The sequence below is a fragment of the Pseudomonas sp. FBCC-B1565 genome (assembly GCF_059133265.1).
In genome coordinates this window covers 521,783-538,009 of record NZ_CP101438.1, presented here as the reverse complement: position 1 = coordinate 538,009, position 16,227 = coordinate 521,783, and the positions used below count along the sequence as shown (strand labels likewise).

General features: G+C 60.0%; 15 protein-coding genes. 9 read left to right on the top strand and 6 right to left on the bottom strand.

All coding sequences use genetic code 11. The features are described 5' to 3' along the window. Nucleotides 1-103: 103 nt before the first annotated feature. Both NL123_RS02455 and NL123_RS02450 read right to left on the bottom strand, forming a co-directional pair. Entirely contained in the window at nucleotides 104-1,270 is a 1,167-nt protein-coding gene (locus NL123_RS02455; RefSeq protein WP_494357150.1) for an AAA family ATPase, read from the bottom strand. Between the two features lie 68 nt (nucleotides 1,271-1,338). After that, on the bottom strand, nucleotides 1,339-2,283 hold the full coding sequence (locus NL123_RS02450) for a GlxA family transcriptional regulator (protein ID WP_494357149.1): 945 nt from the start codon (nucleotides 2,281-2,283) through the stop codon (nucleotides 1,339-1,341). Between the two features lie 194 nt (nucleotides 2,284-2,477). Here NL123_RS02450 and NL123_RS02445 point away from each other — a divergent pair, with 194 nt between their 5' ends. From NL123_RS02445 to NL123_RS02425, 5 genes are all read left to right on the top strand, one after another. Further along, complete coding sequence (locus NL123_RS02445) at nucleotides 2,478-3,422, top strand: choline ABC transporter substrate-binding protein (RefSeq protein ID WP_028618234.1); 945 nt, start codon at nucleotides 2,478-2,480, stop codon at nucleotides 3,420-3,422. A 78-nt stretch (nucleotides 3,423-3,500) separates the two neighbouring features. Next, entirely contained in the window at nucleotides 3,501-4,388 is an 888-nt protein-coding gene (gene cdhC / locus NL123_RS02440; RefSeq protein ID WP_494357148.1) for a 3-dehydrocarnitine:acetyl-CoA trimethylamine transferase CdhC, read from the top strand. A 30-nt stretch (nucleotides 4,389-4,418) separates the two neighbouring features. After that, the gene (locus tag NL123_RS02435; protein ID WP_248485008.1) at nucleotides 4,419-5,384 is read left to right on the top strand and encodes an L-carnitine dehydrogenase; all 966 of its coding nucleotides are present in this window, start codon (nucleotides 4,419-4,421) and stop codon (nucleotides 5,382-5,384) included. A 13-nt stretch (nucleotides 5,385-5,397) separates the two neighbouring features. Beyond that, nucleotides 5,398-5,877 (top strand): thioesterase family protein, encoded by a 480-nt coding sequence (locus tag NL123_RS02430; protein ID WP_248485009.1) that lies wholly within the window; start codon nucleotides 5,398-5,400, stop codon nucleotides 5,875-5,877. Between the two features lie 9 nt (nucleotides 5,878-5,886). Beyond that, nucleotides 5,887-7,047 (top strand): gamma-butyrobetaine dioxygenase, encoded by a 1,161-nt coding sequence (locus NL123_RS02425; protein ID WP_494357147.1) that lies wholly within the window; start codon nucleotides 5,887-5,889, stop codon nucleotides 7,045-7,047. A gap of 21 nt (nucleotides 7,048-7,068) precedes the next feature. On the opposite strand, the gene NL123_RS02420 is transcribed toward NL123_RS02425, so the two are convergent. Continuing rightward, entirely contained in the window at nucleotides 7,069-7,674 is a 606-nt protein-coding gene (locus NL123_RS02420) for a hypothetical protein (protein WP_494357146.1), read from the bottom strand. Beyond that, nucleotides 7,674-8,960: an AAA family ATPase gene (locus NL123_RS02415; protein WP_248485012.1), complete on the bottom strand. Its 1,287-nt coding sequence runs from the start codon at nucleotides 8,958-8,960 to the stop codon at nucleotides 7,674-7,676. Before NL123_RS02415 ends, NL123_RS02420 begins: the two co-directional genes overlap by 1 nt. Nucleotides 8,961-9,398: 438 nt before the next feature. Between NL123_RS02415 and NL123_RS02410 the strand changes: the two genes are divergently transcribed. Continuing rightward, nucleotides 9,399-9,662, top strand: a complete 264-nt coding sequence (locus tag NL123_RS02410; RefSeq protein ID WP_071494411.1) for a hypothetical protein — start codon at nucleotides 9,399-9,401, stop codon at nucleotides 9,660-9,662. A 95-nt stretch (nucleotides 9,663-9,757) separates the two neighbouring features. Here the strand turns inward: NL123_RS02410 and gbdR are convergent, their stop codons facing one another. Continuing rightward, nucleotides 9,758-10,861, bottom strand: coding sequence for a choline metabolism transcriptional regulator GbdR (gbdR, locus tag NL123_RS02405; protein ID WP_005792167.1), 1,104 nt, complete (start codon nucleotides 10,859-10,861; stop codon nucleotides 9,758-9,760). A 508-nt stretch (nucleotides 10,862-11,369) separates the two neighbouring features. Continuing rightward, the gene (locus NL123_RS02400; RefSeq protein WP_464704543.1) at nucleotides 11,370-12,746 is read right to left on the bottom strand and encodes an L-serine ammonia-lyase; all 1,377 of its coding nucleotides are present in this window, start codon (nucleotides 12,744-12,746) and stop codon (nucleotides 11,370-11,372) included. Between the two features lie 416 nt (nucleotides 12,747-13,162). Here NL123_RS02400 and NL123_RS02395 point away from each other — a divergent pair, with 416 nt between their 5' ends. The 3 genes from NL123_RS02395 (at nucleotide 13,163) to choV (ending at nucleotide 16,200) form a co-directional block, all read left to right on the top strand. Next, nucleotides 13,163-14,110: a choline ABC transporter substrate-binding protein gene (locus NL123_RS02395; RefSeq protein ID WP_248485014.1), complete on the top strand. Its 948-nt coding sequence runs from the start codon at nucleotides 13,163-13,165 to the stop codon at nucleotides 14,108-14,110. Between the two features lie 69 nt (nucleotides 14,111-14,179). Then, nucleotides 14,180-15,025: a choline ABC transporter permease subunit gene (gene choW / locus NL123_RS02390; RefSeq protein WP_016972877.1), complete on the top strand. Its 846-nt coding sequence runs from the start codon at nucleotides 14,180-14,182 to the stop codon at nucleotides 15,023-15,025. Beyond that, on the top strand, nucleotides 15,022-16,200 hold the full coding sequence (choV, locus tag NL123_RS02385) for a choline ABC transporter ATP-binding protein (RefSeq protein WP_248485015.1): 1,179 nt from the start codon (nucleotides 15,022-15,024) through the stop codon (nucleotides 16,198-16,200). Before choW ends, choV begins: the two co-directional genes overlap by 4 nt. Nucleotides 16,201-16,227: the final 27 nt, after the last annotated feature.

The following is a 16,227-nucleotide window of genomic DNA, read 5'->3' as shown; positions in this document are numbered from 1 at the left end:
TCATTAATCTACTGTGGGAGGGGGCTTGCCCCCGATAGCGGTGGGTCAGCCAACGTTGTATCAACTGACAGCCTGTCATCGGGGGCAAGCCCCCTCCCACATGTCAGCGCTTGTTGCGCAGCCAGTCGCCAAAGGTTTTGTCCTCCAGGGCATACCCTCCCCGGCTCGACTTCCACACCAGCTCTTTATCGCGAAGGGCATCGATACAGGCCTGAATCGTCTGGGTGCCCGGCACCACGTCGCTGCCCATGTCCTCCAGCGCCTTGCTGACCGCCGTTAGGGTGCTGTCGGTGAACGGCGCGAAGGGTTCGTTGTTTTGCGAGCGCTCCACCATCACTTCCAGAACGGCGCGCTGGGGGATGGTGAGGTTGTTCCAGGCGCTTTCGAATTCGGTCCACACACCGGCACGCAGCAGTTCGGCACGACTGTGCAGCAACTGGCCGAGGTTGCTGGCCTCACCCAGCTCCAGTGCCACTTCACCGATGATCGTGCGCAACATCTCGGGACGCCGGCCGACCAGTTCAAAGGCTTCATCAATATCGGCGGCGTTGAATTGGTTGGTCTTGGCCAGGTGCGCGTTGAGGTGCGCGGTGTAGGCCTGGGTGAACTCTTTACCCAGCAGCGGGAACGGCGTGATGCTGGAGCCGAAGAACGGCTGACTTTTACCCAGTACCAAGTGAGCCAGCTTGTCGCGATTGGAGCCGGTGAACACCAGATGCAAACCGCTGCCGTCCTCGTCACGCCCTTGGTTGAGCTGATCCCGGGCAGCCTTGAGGGCGAACATCGCATTGATGCCTGAATCGCTGGTCAAGGCGTGCTGGGCCTCGTCAATCACCAGCACGACCGGTTTTTCCGCAGCGCGGTGGAGCAACTCCAAGGCCTGGGTCAACGTCGCGCCAAGCGGCAATTGAGGCTTGCTGAAGTCCCAGGACAGGGTACGCAGAAAGCTCAGTTTCTCGATTCCAATGTGCTTGGCCAGCTTGCGAATGCCCTTTTCATAGGGCACCAGCGCGGCAGCAATAGCACTGGCAATCAACTCCGCGGGATCTTTCTCTTTGTCTGCCCACAGATCGACATACACGGTAAGCCAACCTCGAAGCTGACACTCCGGGATCAGATCTTCACGTAAAAAAGTACTTTTGCCCGTACGACGCGGCGCTGCGAGAAACAGGCCAGAGGTGAAATCCTGGATGCCTGCGCCTACCAGCCCGTCGGCAATGCTGCAAGCCAGGGTGGGGCGGCGGAATACAAAGCCGCTGTGCTTGGACATGGTTTTATACTCAATTATGGAAAGGACTATAAATTATAGTCGCGAGTATAATTTACTATAATTGCCCATTACACCACCTCCCGTCGCCGATCCTCCCTCGGACATTTCGCAAACCGCGCCCGATAACTGCGGGTGAAGTACGACGGCGACTCGAACCCGCACGCAATACTCACCTCCAGCACGCTCATACCGCTTTGGCGCAAGAGCTGCCGGGCTTTTTCCAGGCGCAGGCCAAGGTAGAAGTTGCTCGGGGTGTCGTTCAGGTGCAGGCGGAACAGGCGCTCCAACTGGCGCCGGGTGACTTTGATCGCCTCGGCCAGGGCCAAGGTGCTCAGCGGCGGTTCGGTGTGCTGTTCCATCTCACCAATCACTTGCACCAATTTTTTGTTGTTGATGCCGTAGCGTGTGGCGATCTGCATGCGCTGGTGGTCTTTGCGCGGGCGGATGCGCCCGAGCACGAATTGTTCGGAGACCTGGATCGCCAGCTCGGGGCCGTGGGCCTGGGCGATCAGGTCGAGCATCAGGTCGATGGAAGCGGTGCCGCCAGCGCAGGTGATGCGGCGGCGGTCGATTTCGAACAGTTCCTGGGTGACCGTCAGGTGCGGATAGGATTCCTTGAACGCGTCGATGGCTTCCCAGTGCAAGGTGAGGCGGTGGCCGTCGAGCAGCCCGGCTTCGGCGAGGACGCAGGCGCCGGTGTCGATGGCGCCGAGGGTCACGCCATCGTGATCGAGGCGACGCAGCCAGTGCTCCAGCACAGGCGTGGCGAACTGCAGCGGCTCGAAGCCCGCCACCACCAATAACGTCGCGCCCTTTTTCAACGGTTCCAGCGCAGCGTCGGCGTTGACCGACATGCCATTGCTCGCCAGCACCGCGCCGCCATCGGCACTCAATACATGCCAGCGGTACAGCTCGCCACGAAAGCGGTTGGCCACCCGCAGCGGCTCCAGCGCAGAGATAAAGCCGATGGCCGAAAAGCCCGGCATCAGCAGAAAGTAGAAATCCTGGGACATGGTGGCGCTCTCGTAGGACGGGCAGCGTGCTCACTGTGATACGCCAGTTCAACGAGCCATTCAAGGGCACAGGTCGCTGCAGTGCAAGAGCTGGTCGCCGCCGTGCGTTTTGTCGGCCCTCAAGCTGCGTAATTTGATCCCACGGCGCACAAAGACGCCGGACCCCACAATAACGACCTGCCGAGGGACCCACCATGAACCGACTGATCAGCCGCTGCGTGCTCGCACTCAGCGCCAGCGCCATCTTGAGCACGAACGTACTGGCTGCCGACGCGGCATCCTGCCAGAACGTGCGCATGGGCGTGGTGAACTGGACCGACGTAATCGCCACCAGCGCCATGACCCAAGTGTTGCTCGACGGCCTCGGCTACAAGACCAAACAGACCAGCGCCTCCCAGCAAATCATCTTCGCCGGTATCCGCGACCAGCGCCTGGACCTGTTCCTGGGCTACTGGAACCCGCTGATGACCCAGACCATCACGCCGTTCGTCGACGCCAAGCAAGTCAAGGTGCTCGACAAGCCCAGCCTGGAAGACGCCCGCGCCACCCTCGCCGTGCCCACCTACCTGGCAGACAAGGGCCTGAAAACCTTCGCCGACATCGCCAAGTTCGAGAAAGAGCTGGGCGGCAAAATCTACGGCATCGAGCCAGGCTCGGGCGCCAACACCCAGATCAAGGCGATGATCGCCAAGAACCAGTTCGGCCTGGGCAAATTCCAGCTGGTCGAGTCCAGTGAAGCCGGCATGCTCGCCGCCGTCGACCGCGCCGTGCGCCGCAAGGAAGCCGTGGTATTCTTCGGCTGGGCGCCGCACCCGATGAACGTCAACGTCGCCATGACCTACCTCACCGGCAGCGACGACGCCCTGGGGCCGAACGAAGGCATGGCCACCGTGTGGAGCGTCACTGCACCGAACTACGCCGAGCAGTGCCCCAACGTGCACAAACTGCTGACCAACCTGACCTTCACCGCCGCCGACGAGAGCCGGATGATGCAGCCGTTGCTGGATCACAAGGACGCCATCGAGTCCGCCAAACAGTGGCTCAAGGATCACCCGCAAGACCAGGCCCGCTGGCTGGAAGGCGTGACCACCTTCGACGGCAAGCCGGCTGCGGCCAACCTGCAACTGACCAGCAAATAACCTGATTCGAATCACCGTGTCGCAGCCATTCCCGGCTGCGCACGGCATCACTACGCCCGCCTGTAAGGAACCTGCCTCATGAACCACGACGTCATCATCACCTGCGCACTCACCGGTGCTGGCGACACGACCAGCAAAAGCCCACACGTGCCGGTCACCCCCAAGCAAATCGCCGCCGCTGCGGTGGAAGCCGCCAAGGCCGGCGCGACCGTGGTGCATTGCCATGTGCGCGACCCGCAAACCGGCAAGTTCAGCCGCGACGTCGCCCTGTACCGCGAAGTGATGGAGCGCATCCGCGAGGCCGACATCGACATCATCGTCAACCTCACCGCCGGCATGGGCGGCGACCTGGAGATCGGTGGCGGCGAAAACCCGATGGAGTTCGGCCCCAACACCGACCTGGTCGGCCCGCTGACCCGCCTGGCCCACGTCGAAGCGCTGCTGCCGGAAATCTGCACCCTGGACTGCGGCACCCTGAACTTCGGCGATGGCGACACCATTTACGTGTCCACCCCGGCGCAACTGCGGGCGGGCGCCAAACGCATCCAGGAGCTGGGCGTAAAGGCCGAGCTGGAAATCTTCGACACCGGTCACCTGTGGTTCGCCAAGCAGATGATCAAGGAAGGCCTGCTCGACAACCCGCTGTTCCAACTGTGCCTGGGCATCCCATGGGGCGCACCGGCCGACACCACCACCATGAAGGCCATGGTCGACAACCTGCCCGCCGACGCCGTGTGGGCAGGCTTCGGCATCGGCCGCATGCAAATGCCGATGGCGGCCCAAGCGGTGCTGCTGGGCGGCAACGTGCGGGTCGGCTTGGAGGACAACCTGTGGCTGGACAAAGGTGTGCTTGCGACCAACGGCCAGCTTGTGGAGCGGGCGAGTGAAATCCTCAGCCGCCTCGGCGCACGGGTCATGACCCCGGCGGAAGGCAGAATCAAGATGGGCTTGACCAAGCGCGGTTAATTGCAGTCACCATTTTTCTAGGAATTTGCCATGAGCTTTATCACTGAAATCAAAACCTTCGCCGCCCTCGGCAGCGGTGTCATCGGCAGCGGCTGGGTGTCCCGCGCCCTGGCCCATGGCCTGGATGTGGTCGCCTGGGACCCGGCGCCCGGTGCCGAAGCCGCACTGCGCAAGCGCGTCGCCAACGCCTGGGGCGCCCTGGAGAAACAAGGCCTGGCGCCGGGTGCCTCGCAAGAGCGCCTGCGCTTCGTCGCGACCATCGAAGCGTGTGTGAAAGACGCCGACTTCATCCAGGAAAGCGCCCCGGAGCGCCTGGAGCTGAAGCTCGACCTGCACAGCAAGATCAGCGCAGCAGCCAAGCCGAATGCGTTGATCGGTTCAAGCACCTCGGGCCTGTTGCCGAGTGAGTTCTACGAAGGTTCGACCCACCCGGAACGCTGTGTGGTCGGCCATCCGTTCAACCCGGTTTACCTGTTGCCGCTGGTGGAGGTCGTCGGCGGCAAGAACACCGCGCCAGAAGCCATCCAGGCTGCGATCAAGGTGTATGAATCCCTCGGCATGCGCCCGCTGCATGTGCGCAAGGAAGTGCCTGGCTTTATCGCCGACCGCCTGCTGGAAGCGCTGTGGCGTGAAGCACTTCACTTGGTCAATGACGGCGTCGCTACCACCGGCGAAATCGACGATGCAATTCGCTTCGGCGCTGGCCTGCGCTGGTCGTTCATGGGCACGTTCCTCACCTATACCCTGGCGGGTGGCGATGCCGGCATGCGGCACTTCATGGCGCAGTTCGGCCCGGCATTGCAATTGCCGTGGACCTACCTGCCGGCGCCGGAACTGACCGACAAGCTGATCGACGATGTGGTCGACGGCACCAGCGATCAGTTGGGCAAGCACAGCATTTCGGCGCTGGAACGCTATCGTGATGATTGCCTGCTGGCGGTGCTGGAAGCGGTGAAAACCACCAAGGCCAAGCACGGCATGACCTTCGCTGAATAACGGAAACCCCGACATGCCCGCACTCACCACCTACACCACCCAGGTCCACCCCGACTGGGTGGACTACAACGGCCACCTGCGCGACGCGTTCTACCTGCTGATCTTCAGCTACGCCACCGACGCGCTGATGGACACCCTCGGGCTGGACAGTGAAAACCGCGAAGCCAGCGGCCATTCGCTGTTCACTCTGGAGTTGCACCTGAACTACCTGCACGAAGTGAAACTCGGCGCCGACGTGGAGGTGCATACCCAGCTGATCGCCCATGACGCCAAGCGCCTGCACCTCTATCACAGCCTGCACCTGGTGGGGGATGAGAAGGAACTGGCGGGCAACGAACAGATGCTGTTGCACGTGGACCTGGCCGGCCCGCACGCCGCGCCGTTCACCGAGACCACACTGGAAAGACTCACTGCCATCAGCGCCGAGCAGGCTGACCTGCCGCGCCCTGCCCTGCTCGGCCGAGTGATTGGACTGCCACCCAAAAAACAATAAGGAGCCACCATGCAAACCGCCGCCGCTGTTGCCGATTTCCGTACCTACCCGAAGATCTGTGACCTTGCGCAGGTGCGGGTGCTGGATGATCAGATTCATGTGCAATGGGCCGATGGACGGGTCAGCCCGTTTCATCATCAATGGCTGCGGGACAACTGCCCGTGCCCCGAGTGCGTATACAGCGTGACCCGCGAGCAGGTGCTGGAGATTGTCGATGTGGACGAGCACCTCAGCGCTGTCGACGCACGCATCGAGCAAGGCTTGCTGAGCGTGCAATGGCGCGGTGGCCACCGCAGCCAGTACGATCCCGGCTGGCTGCGGGCGCATGCCTACGACGATGAGTCGCGTGCCGAACGCCAGGCGGCGAAACCCAAATCCCAGCTGTGGGACAACCGCTTCCAGCTACCGGTTTTCGACTATTCAGCAGTCATGGAAGACCCGCACACATTGTTGCAATGGTTGCTGGCGCTACGCGATTGCGGCCTCACGCAAATCCGCGGCGTGCCCACCGAGCCCGGCGCCCTGGCGCTGGTGGCCAAGCGCATTTCCTTCATCCGCGAGAGCAACTTCGGCGTGCTGTTCAACGTGCAATCCAAGGCCGATGCCGACAGCAATGCCTACACCGCTTTCAACCTGCCGTTGCACAGTGATTTGCCGACGCGGGAGCTGCAACCGGGCCTGCAGTTTTTGCATTGCCTGGTGAATGATGCAGACGGTGGCGAGAGCATTTTTGTCGACGGTTTTGCCATCGCCAATACCCTGCGCACAGAAGCCCCCGAAGCGTTCCGGGCGCTGTGCGACATCCCGGTGGAGTTTCGCAACAAGGACCGTCATAGCGACTACCGTCGCCTGGCACCGATCATTGCGCTGGATGCCTCTGGGGATGTTGCGGAGATCCGCATGGCCAATTTTCTACGCGGGCCGTTTGAGACGAGCGTGGAGCAGATGCCGTTGCTGTATCGCGCCTATCGGCGCTTTATCGCGATGACGCGGGAAGATCGCTTTCGCGTGGTACAGCGCCTGAATCCGGGTGAGCTGTGGTGCTTTGATAACCGCCGCACCTTGCATGCGCGCAATGCCTTCAACCCGGCTTCCGGTGCGCGGCACTTCCAGGGGTGCTACATCGACCGGGATGAATTGCTCTCCAGAATCCTGGTGTTGCAGCGATAACATTGGGTTGGTTGCGCTAGGTTACCTAGCCTCCTCATCTGGCAATTGTGCAGCCTCAAGGGCCTCTTTTTTTTCTACAGCGGCGGCAATGAGAGGCGCCATTTCACGCAGCATTTCTAAATCGCCATTCTTCTCATAAAGGCTCAGCCATTTGCGTCGAGGCCTCATTATCCGTTCATCATCCCTGATGGGGAGTTTCTTGAGCGTATTTTCCGCGCGCTCTCGGAATTCGGCTGGAACAGCATCCGTTAATACCAATTGAAGGGATGGCAGACTGATTTCGAACCATCCTTCCTGCACTTCAAATGGGTCCAACAATCCAGCAGCCACTTGCTTGCTTTTAGAGCTGTTAATCCATCCGTCAATGTATCGATAGTTCGACCATTCGTAAGCAAGCAATCGATCCTCGTTGTAACTGACACCATGATCGACAGTACCACTGGGGATATACATCGCGGCATAACCACACCGGTCATAAAACCCGTCCGCCAGCGCATGCCTGAAGGGTGACCACAAGTCTCTTGGTCTCTCGGCAGTCGGGTTTTCCTTAAACCAAACACCACCCGGTTTTCGACATTTTTCATCAAACTTATCTGGCTCCGGGATAGGATTCGACACAGGCGTCATTATTTTTTCCCTTTCGTTGCTTTTTCAGGTTTGCCCTGAGAAACGACCCAGCGTGGCCAAAAGTCATCAAGACCTGGTAAAACCCGAACCAACTCTTGATGAATAGCTGACTTCGTACTCAACTTTTCTGGCAGCTGTTCCTTATCACCACGCATCCATGCCTCGGCGGCTTCGATTGCGTCTTCTGCGGCAACTGAACGGGCCTGTTGCAAACCAAAAACATCCGAGACTAGCCAGTTCACGACATCGCCTTGCTTGGACCACACCTCTTTAGTGACCTTGGCTTCTCCAGCCTCAAGGTGAATGTTGAAAACGGCATCTTTCTCTTCAATAAACTCAGGCTCGGCCGAGGCCAATACCAGTGGGGAGTGGGTCGCTACGATCAGCTGCACTGCAACTTTTTCTTGCGTCATCTCCTCTACCACTTTCAAAAGAGCAGGCACGATCCGACGCTGCCATTGAGGATGCAAATGGCATTCGACTTCGTCGATCAGGAAAATAATTTCTTTGGCAGGGTTAACTTTTCGCTGCTTGCAGGCGCGCTTATGGCCATTCCAAGTCCAGACAATCATGTAGGCCAGCGCAGCAATTCGACGCATTCCCGCAGAGGCATGAACCAGTGGGACGTCAAGGCCATAGGACATGCGCAATGTTGGATATTCGGTCTCGTCCAGAGGGCCTATATGGCAGGGCTCGCCCGGCGACAACTTCTCAATGCCCGATGGCGACAATGCATCCAATGCGACTGTTAACTCTTTGAAAGAAGGGTCTCCCGCCGTTCGCTGCCAACGAACCCAGTCATGAATTAAACCATTACATATATTTGTTCCCTTTTCCGAAATTGCCCCTTTCCATACCTCATCGGGAGAAAAGTTAAACGCTCGAATTTTCTCTTCAGTTCCAGCCTGCTGATCCGTCCAATAGTTACGCGCAGGGTCCCAAGCAGAAAAACTGCCATCCACCCCAGCATAAATAACAATTCCCGGGATGGATGGTCGAGCCTTAGGCTGGCGCCAAAAACCGTCTTTGAAATGAACCTCACCTTCCTTGTCTCCAGCCGTCACCTTGCTGAACGCAAAACCAATACTAGCCGCATTGGAGGATTCTCTAGGAATCGCCTCTGCTCCACGTGCCCAAGTGCGCGTCAAAGCCCACCAGGCAGCATCCAGCAGAAAGCTTTTGCCGAGGCCATTGTCACCCGTGATGAAGTTGAGACGAGGCGCAAACTCAACCGGCCCAAACTTTTCAGCAGGGCCGACACCTTTGAGAGACAGGAGCTTTAGCATTGCATTACCTTTTGATTTGCCTGAGAGCGTGGGCTAGGTTGGACGCCAACAACGCTGGTAAAGCCCACCCGTGTAAGTAAACAGCATATAGGCATTCCGGGCATTTGAGCTGCGGCAATGCTAATGCCAAACAATAACGACTAGCTATCCCCTATTCATCCCACCCTTCTAGAAACGGGGCGCCCAAAACAAAAAAGCCCCGATCAAGCCGTGACAAGATCGGGGCATAGCGCTTTGTGTGAGCCTTGCATCCCGAGGGTGACCAAACCTTCAAGGTGCGTGCTGGTGTTCAGTGTGCCCATTACTGCTATCGGTATATGACCCGAAAACGACCTGCTCATAGCCATCTGAGCCATTCGTGGATTCTGCCCTTGCCGACCGGTCGGAGGCCTACCAGAATCCCAATCAAGCCCCGTTCCCTACACCAGGATAAACGTCATGATGCATGCGGATTTGATTGACCAGGATGACCTGCTGGGCCAACTGCGCTCGCTGGGTTTCGAAGTCTCCAGCGGCGCCACCGCCGAGCAGGCCTGCGAGTGCGCGGTGCGTGGTTTGAGCGAGGCGCGGGCCAAGGCGCTCAAGGGCATGGTGGAGCAGATGTACACCGGCAGTGCAACGATTCTGCCGGCCGTGCGCCAGGCGATCGATAAGCAGCTGTTGCCGGCACTGGTGCAGTTCAAGCAGAACTCCCGCGCCTGATCGATTCCTATCGGGGGCAAGCCCCCTCCCACCTTTGACTGTGTTCACCCATCCAAATGTGGGAGGGGGCTTGCCCCCGATACAGACACCTCGGTCTAGAGCCGCACGCTGGCAAACGTCGACTCGTTGCGCGCCTGGCTCAACGCCGACATCGGCCCCGACAACGGTGACAACACCAGCGCCTGAGGAATCGGCATCATCGCCACCTGCTGGGTGGTGTTGGAGCCGACGCGCTCATCTCTTGGCGGAATGCCGAAGTATTCGCGGTAGCACTTGGAGAAATGCGGCGTGGACACAAACCCGCACACCGACGCCACTTCGATGATCGACATCGGCGTTTGCTTGAGCAGCTGCCGTGCACGGATCAGGCGCAGCTTGAGGTAGTAACGCGACGGCGAGCAGTGCAGGTACTTCTGGAACAACCGCTCCAACTGGCGACGGGAGACGGCGACGTACACCGCCAGCTCATCCAGGTCGATCGGCTCTTCCAGGTTGGCTTCCATCAACGCCACGATTTCCTGCAGCTTCGGCTGGTTGGTGCCGAGCATGTGCTTGAGCGGCACGCGCTGGTGGTCTTGCTCGTTGCGGATGCGCTCGTACACAAACATCTCGGAGATGGCGGCCGACAGTTCGCGACCGTGATCGCGGCTGATCAGGTGCAGCATCATGTCCAGCGGCGCGGTGCCGCCGGAGCTGGTGAAGCGGTTACGGTCGAGGGTGAACAGGCGAGTGCTCATGGCCACGCGGGGGAAGGCTTCCTGCATAGAGGCCAGGCATTCCCAGTGCACGCTGCAATCAAAACCGTCGAGCAGACCGGCACAGGCCAGGGCCCAACTGCCGGTGCATACCGCGCCCAAGCGGCGCGATTGGCGTGCCTGGCTTTGCAGCCACGACACGTGTTCACGAGTCACGGTACGCTGGATACCTACGCCACCGCACACGATCACGGTGTCCAGGGCCGGGGCTTTGTGCATGGAAGCATCGGGAGTGATTTGCAGACCGTCGCTGGCCCACACCTGGTTTCCGTCGACGCTCAAGGTCGTCCAGCGATACAGCTCGCGGCCGGAGAGCTGGTTGGCCATGCGCAGCGGTTCGACTGCGGAGGCCAGGGAAATCAGCGTGAAATTGTCCAGCAGCAAAAAGCCGATGGATTGAGGCGCACGGTTCTGGGGTTGGGCCCCGGAGTTGAACGACGTCATCGCGGTATCTCCTCACACAAAGCGGGTGATGGCCTCAGGCGAGGCTCTTGTTATTGCGCTCTTCATCCGGCGAGGAGAGAGGCTTTGAATTGATAGAGCAAATGCCATGCCTAAATTTGAATGGCCGTCCAATAACTCCTAAAAACGACCTCATGACGCGTCTAAACAAGCCCGCGCAGCAAGTATGGTTATGGCTGGAATTGGCCGTAGGAACATGCCCGGACAAGGTGTGTGAGCAGATCGGTAGCACTTGTGGGAAGGCGCTTTGCGGGCGTGGGAGAAGTCTGTCACCCAACGCGCGGGAGACCGGTGGTCAGGTCGGAAATCGTTCGCAAGCTACTTATCTATTTGCGACGCGCTAAAAGGTGGCGCTTTTGGTTGGGGTGTTCACTTTTTGCGCAGCGGCGCCTGGATGATTGCTATCGGGGGCGAGCCCCCTCCCACCTTTGACTGTGTTCACCAATCCAAATGTGGGAGGGGCCTTGCCCCCGATGCAGGCAACGCGGTCTCAGCACTCCACGGCGCTGACCGCCAACCCACCGCGCGAGGTCTCTTTGTACTTGTCATGCATGTCCGCCCCGGTATCGCGCATGGTGCGGATCACCCGGTCCAGGGAGATAAAGTGCTGGCCGTCGCCGCGCAGCGCCATTTGCGCCGCGTTGATCGCTTTCACCGCCGCGATTGCGTTGCGCTCGATGCACGGCACTTGCACCAGCCCGCCCACCGGGTCGCAGGTCAGGCCCAGGTTGTGTTCCAGGCCGATCTCGGCGGCGTTGCACAGTTGTTCCGGCGTGGCGCCGAGGATCTCGGCCAGCCCGGCGGCGGCCATGGCGCAGGCAGAACCGACTTCACCCTGGCAGCCGACTTCGGCGCCGGAGATCGAGGCGTTCTTCTTGCACAGAATGCCCACCGCCGCCGCACCGAGCAGGTAGTCGACCACATTGGCTTCGGTGACTTCCTCGCTGAACTTCATGAAGTAGTGCAGCACCGCCGGGATGATCCCAGCCGCGCCGTTGGTGGGTGCGGTGACCATGCGTCCACCGGCGGCGTTTTCTTCGTTCACCGCCAGGGCGAACAGGTTGACCCATTCCATGGCACTCAGGGTCGAACCGATCACATTCGGCTTGTTCAACTCCTGCAGGCTGCGGTGCAGCTTGGCGGCACGCCGACGCACGTTGAGGCCACCGGGCAGGATGCCTTCGTGCTTGAGGCCTTGCTCAACGCAATCCTGCATTGCACGCCAGAGCTTCATAAGGCCGCTGCGGATTTCATCTTCAGAACGCCAGACCTTCTCGTTGGCCATCATCAACTCGGCCACGCGCAGGTTGTGGGTCTTGCACAGCTGCAACAGCTCCACCGCGCTGGAAAAATCGTAAGGCAACTCGGTGCGGTCCATGTCGGCCACGCCGCTTTGCGCCTGGGCTTCATCCACTACGAAACCGCCGCCCACCGAGTAGTAAGTGTCGCGGTGCAGCTCGCCGTTGTCACCCGACACCACCAGGGTCATGGCGTTGGGATGGAACGGCAGGTTTTCGTCGAGCAGGCGCATGTCCCTGGCCCAGACAAAGGGCACCGGCAAGCGCCCATCGAGCAGCAGGGTGTCGGTCTCGCGCAGGGTGTGGATACGCTGGCCGATCTGCGACGGGTCGATGGCGTCCGGCCATTCGCCCATCAGGCCCATGATGGTCGCAGTGTCACTGCCGTGGCCGATGCCGGTGGCCGACAGCGAGCCATACAGCTGAACTTCGACGCGCCGCACCTGTTCCAACACTTCACGTTCACGCAAGCCTTGAACGAACAACGCCGCGGCGCGCATGGGGCCGACGGTGTGAGAACTCGAAGGCCCGATGCCGATCTTGAACAGGTCGAAAACACTGATAGCCATTGCCGTAGAACTCCTCGATAAGCACGGGCCAGCCTTGAACGAGCTGCTACGCTCAGATCGCCCTGATGGCGGCATCATCAAGCTTTTGTTCGCCGTCACGGCGTCTCACACCGACGCACCCATGCTCACCAGCGCCGCGTCTGTGCGATCACCGGTTTTGGCCGTTTTTAGCGGTGCAGATGGGCAAAAACTGCAGTTTTGCCTTGGGAAAAACCTGTAAGCGACGTCACCGACACTGGATACGACCCTCCCTGTACTGGATACGACGCCCCCTGTAGGCGTCAGATTTTCACTGGTACATGATCAGTCTCGACTCGTTTGCAAGGCACCGTGCCAGAGCTGTTGTCGCACGCTCCAACCGCAACACTTATAAAGCGCGGCGAACGCCGCCAGAAAAAACACAGGAGTCTAGCCCCATGAAAGCTTCACCCTCGTTGTTGTTGGCCGCCATGCTGAGTCTGCCAGTCCTGGCGCACGCTGCAGAACCGGCACAATGTCAGACCGTCAACTTCTCCGATGTCGGCTGGACCGATATCACCGTCACCACCGCCACCACCAGCGAAATCCTCAAGGGCCTGGGCTACAAGCCGCGCACCACGATGATTTCGGTGCCGGTGACCTACAAGTCCCTGGCCGACGGCAAGAACATGGATATCTTCCTCGGCAACTGGATGCCGACCATGGAAAACGACATCAAGCAGTACCGTGATGCCGGCACCGTGGAAACCGTGCGCGCCAACCTGGAGAACGCCAAGTACACCCTGGCCGTCCCGGAAGCGCTGTACAACAAAGGCCTGAAGGACTTCGCCGATATCGCCAAATTCAAGGATGAGCTGGGCGGCAAGATCTACGGCATCGAGCCGGGTAACGACGGCAACCGCACCATCCAGACGCTGATCGACAAAGACGCCTTCGGCCTGAAAACCGCCGGTTTCAAAGTCGTCGAATCCAGCGAAGCCGGCATGCTCTCTCAGGTTGAACGCGCCACCAAGCGCGACCAGGCCATCGTGTTCCTCGGCTGGGAACCGCACCCGATGAACACCCGCTTCAAGATGAAGTACCTGACCGGGGGTGACGATTCGTTCGGCCCCAACTACGGCCAGGCCACCATCTACACCAACACCCGCAAGGGCTACACCCAGGAATGCAGCAACGTGGGCCAGTTGCTGAAGAACCTGGTGTTCACCCTGAACATGGAAAGCACCCTGATGGGTAATGTCCTGGACGACAAGATGAAACCCGACGCCGCGGCGAAAGCTTGGCTGAAGAAGAACCCGCAAGTACTCGACACTTGGCTCGCCGGCGTCACCACCGTTGATGGCAAACCTGGCCTGGACGCCGTGAAAGCTTACCTCTCCAAGTAATGCCGCTGACCCCGGGGCGGTGCGCTGCCCCGGGATGTTTTCCCTCTTCGCATGTGGACATTCACTACCATGCTGACTGAACAGAAAATCCCACTAGGCCAGTACATCGCTGCCTTCGTCGAATGGTTGACCCAACACGGCGCCAACTACTTCGACGCAATCGCATCGACCCTGGAAACGATGATCCACGGCGTGACGTTTGCGCTGACCTGGTTCAATCCGCTGGCATTGATCGGTCTGATTGCGCTGCTGGCTCACTTTATTCAACGTAAATGGGGGCTGACTGTGTTTGTCATCGCCTCCTTCCTGCTGATCCTCAACCTGGGTTACTGGCAGGAAACCATGGAGACCCTGGCGCAAGTGCTGTTCGCCACCCTGGTCTGCGTGGTCATCGGTGTGCCGCTGGGCATTGTTGCCGCGCACAAACCGTTGTTCTACACCATGATGCGGCCGGTGCTCGATCTGATGCAGACCGTACCGACCTTCGTCTACCTCATCCCTACCCTGACCCTCTTCGGGCTGGGTGTGGTGCCTGGGCTGATTTCCACGGTGGTGTTCGCGATTGCCGCGCCGATCCGCCTGACCTACCTGGGTATCCGTGATGTACCGCAAGAGTTGATGGACGCCGGCAAGGCCTTTGGCTGCTCGCGCCGTCAGCTGCTCTCGCGCATCGAACTGCCCCACGCCATGCCGAGCATTGCCGCCGGCATTACCCAATGCATCATGCTGTCGCTGTCGATGGTGGTGATCGCGGCCCTGGTGGGCGCCGACGGCCTCGGCAAACCGGTGGTCAACGCACTCAACACCGCCGACATCGCCCTGGGCTTTGAAGCCGGCCTGGCAATTGTCTTGCTGGCCATCATGCTCGACCGCATCTGCAAACAACCCGACGCTAAAGTAGGGGGTGATGCATGAGCATTATCCGATTCGACAAAGTCGACGTGATCTTCTCCAAAGACCCACGCGAAGCGCTCAAGCTGCTGGACCAGGGCATGAGCCGTAACGAGATCCTGAAAAAGACCGGGCAGATTGTCGGCGTGGAAAAAGCCAGCCTGGATATCGAGAAAGGCGAAATCTGCGTGCTGATGGGCCTGTCGGGTTCCGGCAAATCGAGCCTGTTGCGCTGCATCAACGGCCTCAACACCGTGAGCCGTGGCCAGCTGTTCGTGGAGCATGAAGGTCGCCAGATCGACATCGCATCCTGCACCCCCGCCGAGCTGAAAATGATGCGCACCAAGCGCATCGCCATGGTGTTCCAGAAGTTCGCCCTGATGCCTTGGCTGACGGTGCGCGAAAACATCAGCTTCGGCCTGGAGATGCAGGGCCGCCCGGAGAAAGACCGCCGCAAACTGGTGGATGAGAAACTCGAGCTGGTGGGTCTGACCCAGTGGCGCAACAAGAAGCCGGACGAACTCTCCGGCGGCATGCAGCAGCGCGTCGGCCTGGCCCGAGCGCTGGCGATGGACGCCGATATCCTGCTGATGGACGAACCCTTCTCCGCCCTCGACCCACTGATCCGCCAGGGCCTGCAGGACGAGTTGCTGGAACTGCAACGCAAGCTGAGCAAGACCATCGTGTTCGTGAGCCACGACCTCGATGAAGCGCTCAAGCTGGGCAGCCGTATCGCGATCATGAAAGACGGCAAGATCATCCAGTACAGCGTGCCGGAAGAGATCGTGCTGAACCCGGCGGACGACTATGTGCGTACCTTCGTCGCCCACACCAACCCGCTGAACGTGCTGTGCGGCCGCAGCCTGATGCGCACCCTGGACAACTGCAAGCGCGTCAACGGTTCGGTATGCCTGGACCCGGGCGGCGACTCGTGGCTGGACCTGGCCGAAGGCAACACCATCAAGGGCGCTCGCCAGAATGGCGCGGTGATGAACCTGCAGAACTGGGCGCCGGGGCAAGCGGTGGAAGACCTGGGCCGGCTACCGACACTGGTGGACTCGAACATCGGCATGCGCGACGCGTTGCAGATTCGTTATCACACCGGGAACAAGCTGGTGTTGCATGACAACAATCAGGTGGTGGGGATTCTCGGAGACAGCGAGCTGTACCACGCCCTGCTCGGCAAGAACCTGGGCTAACACTGCACATCTCACTGTAGAAACGGG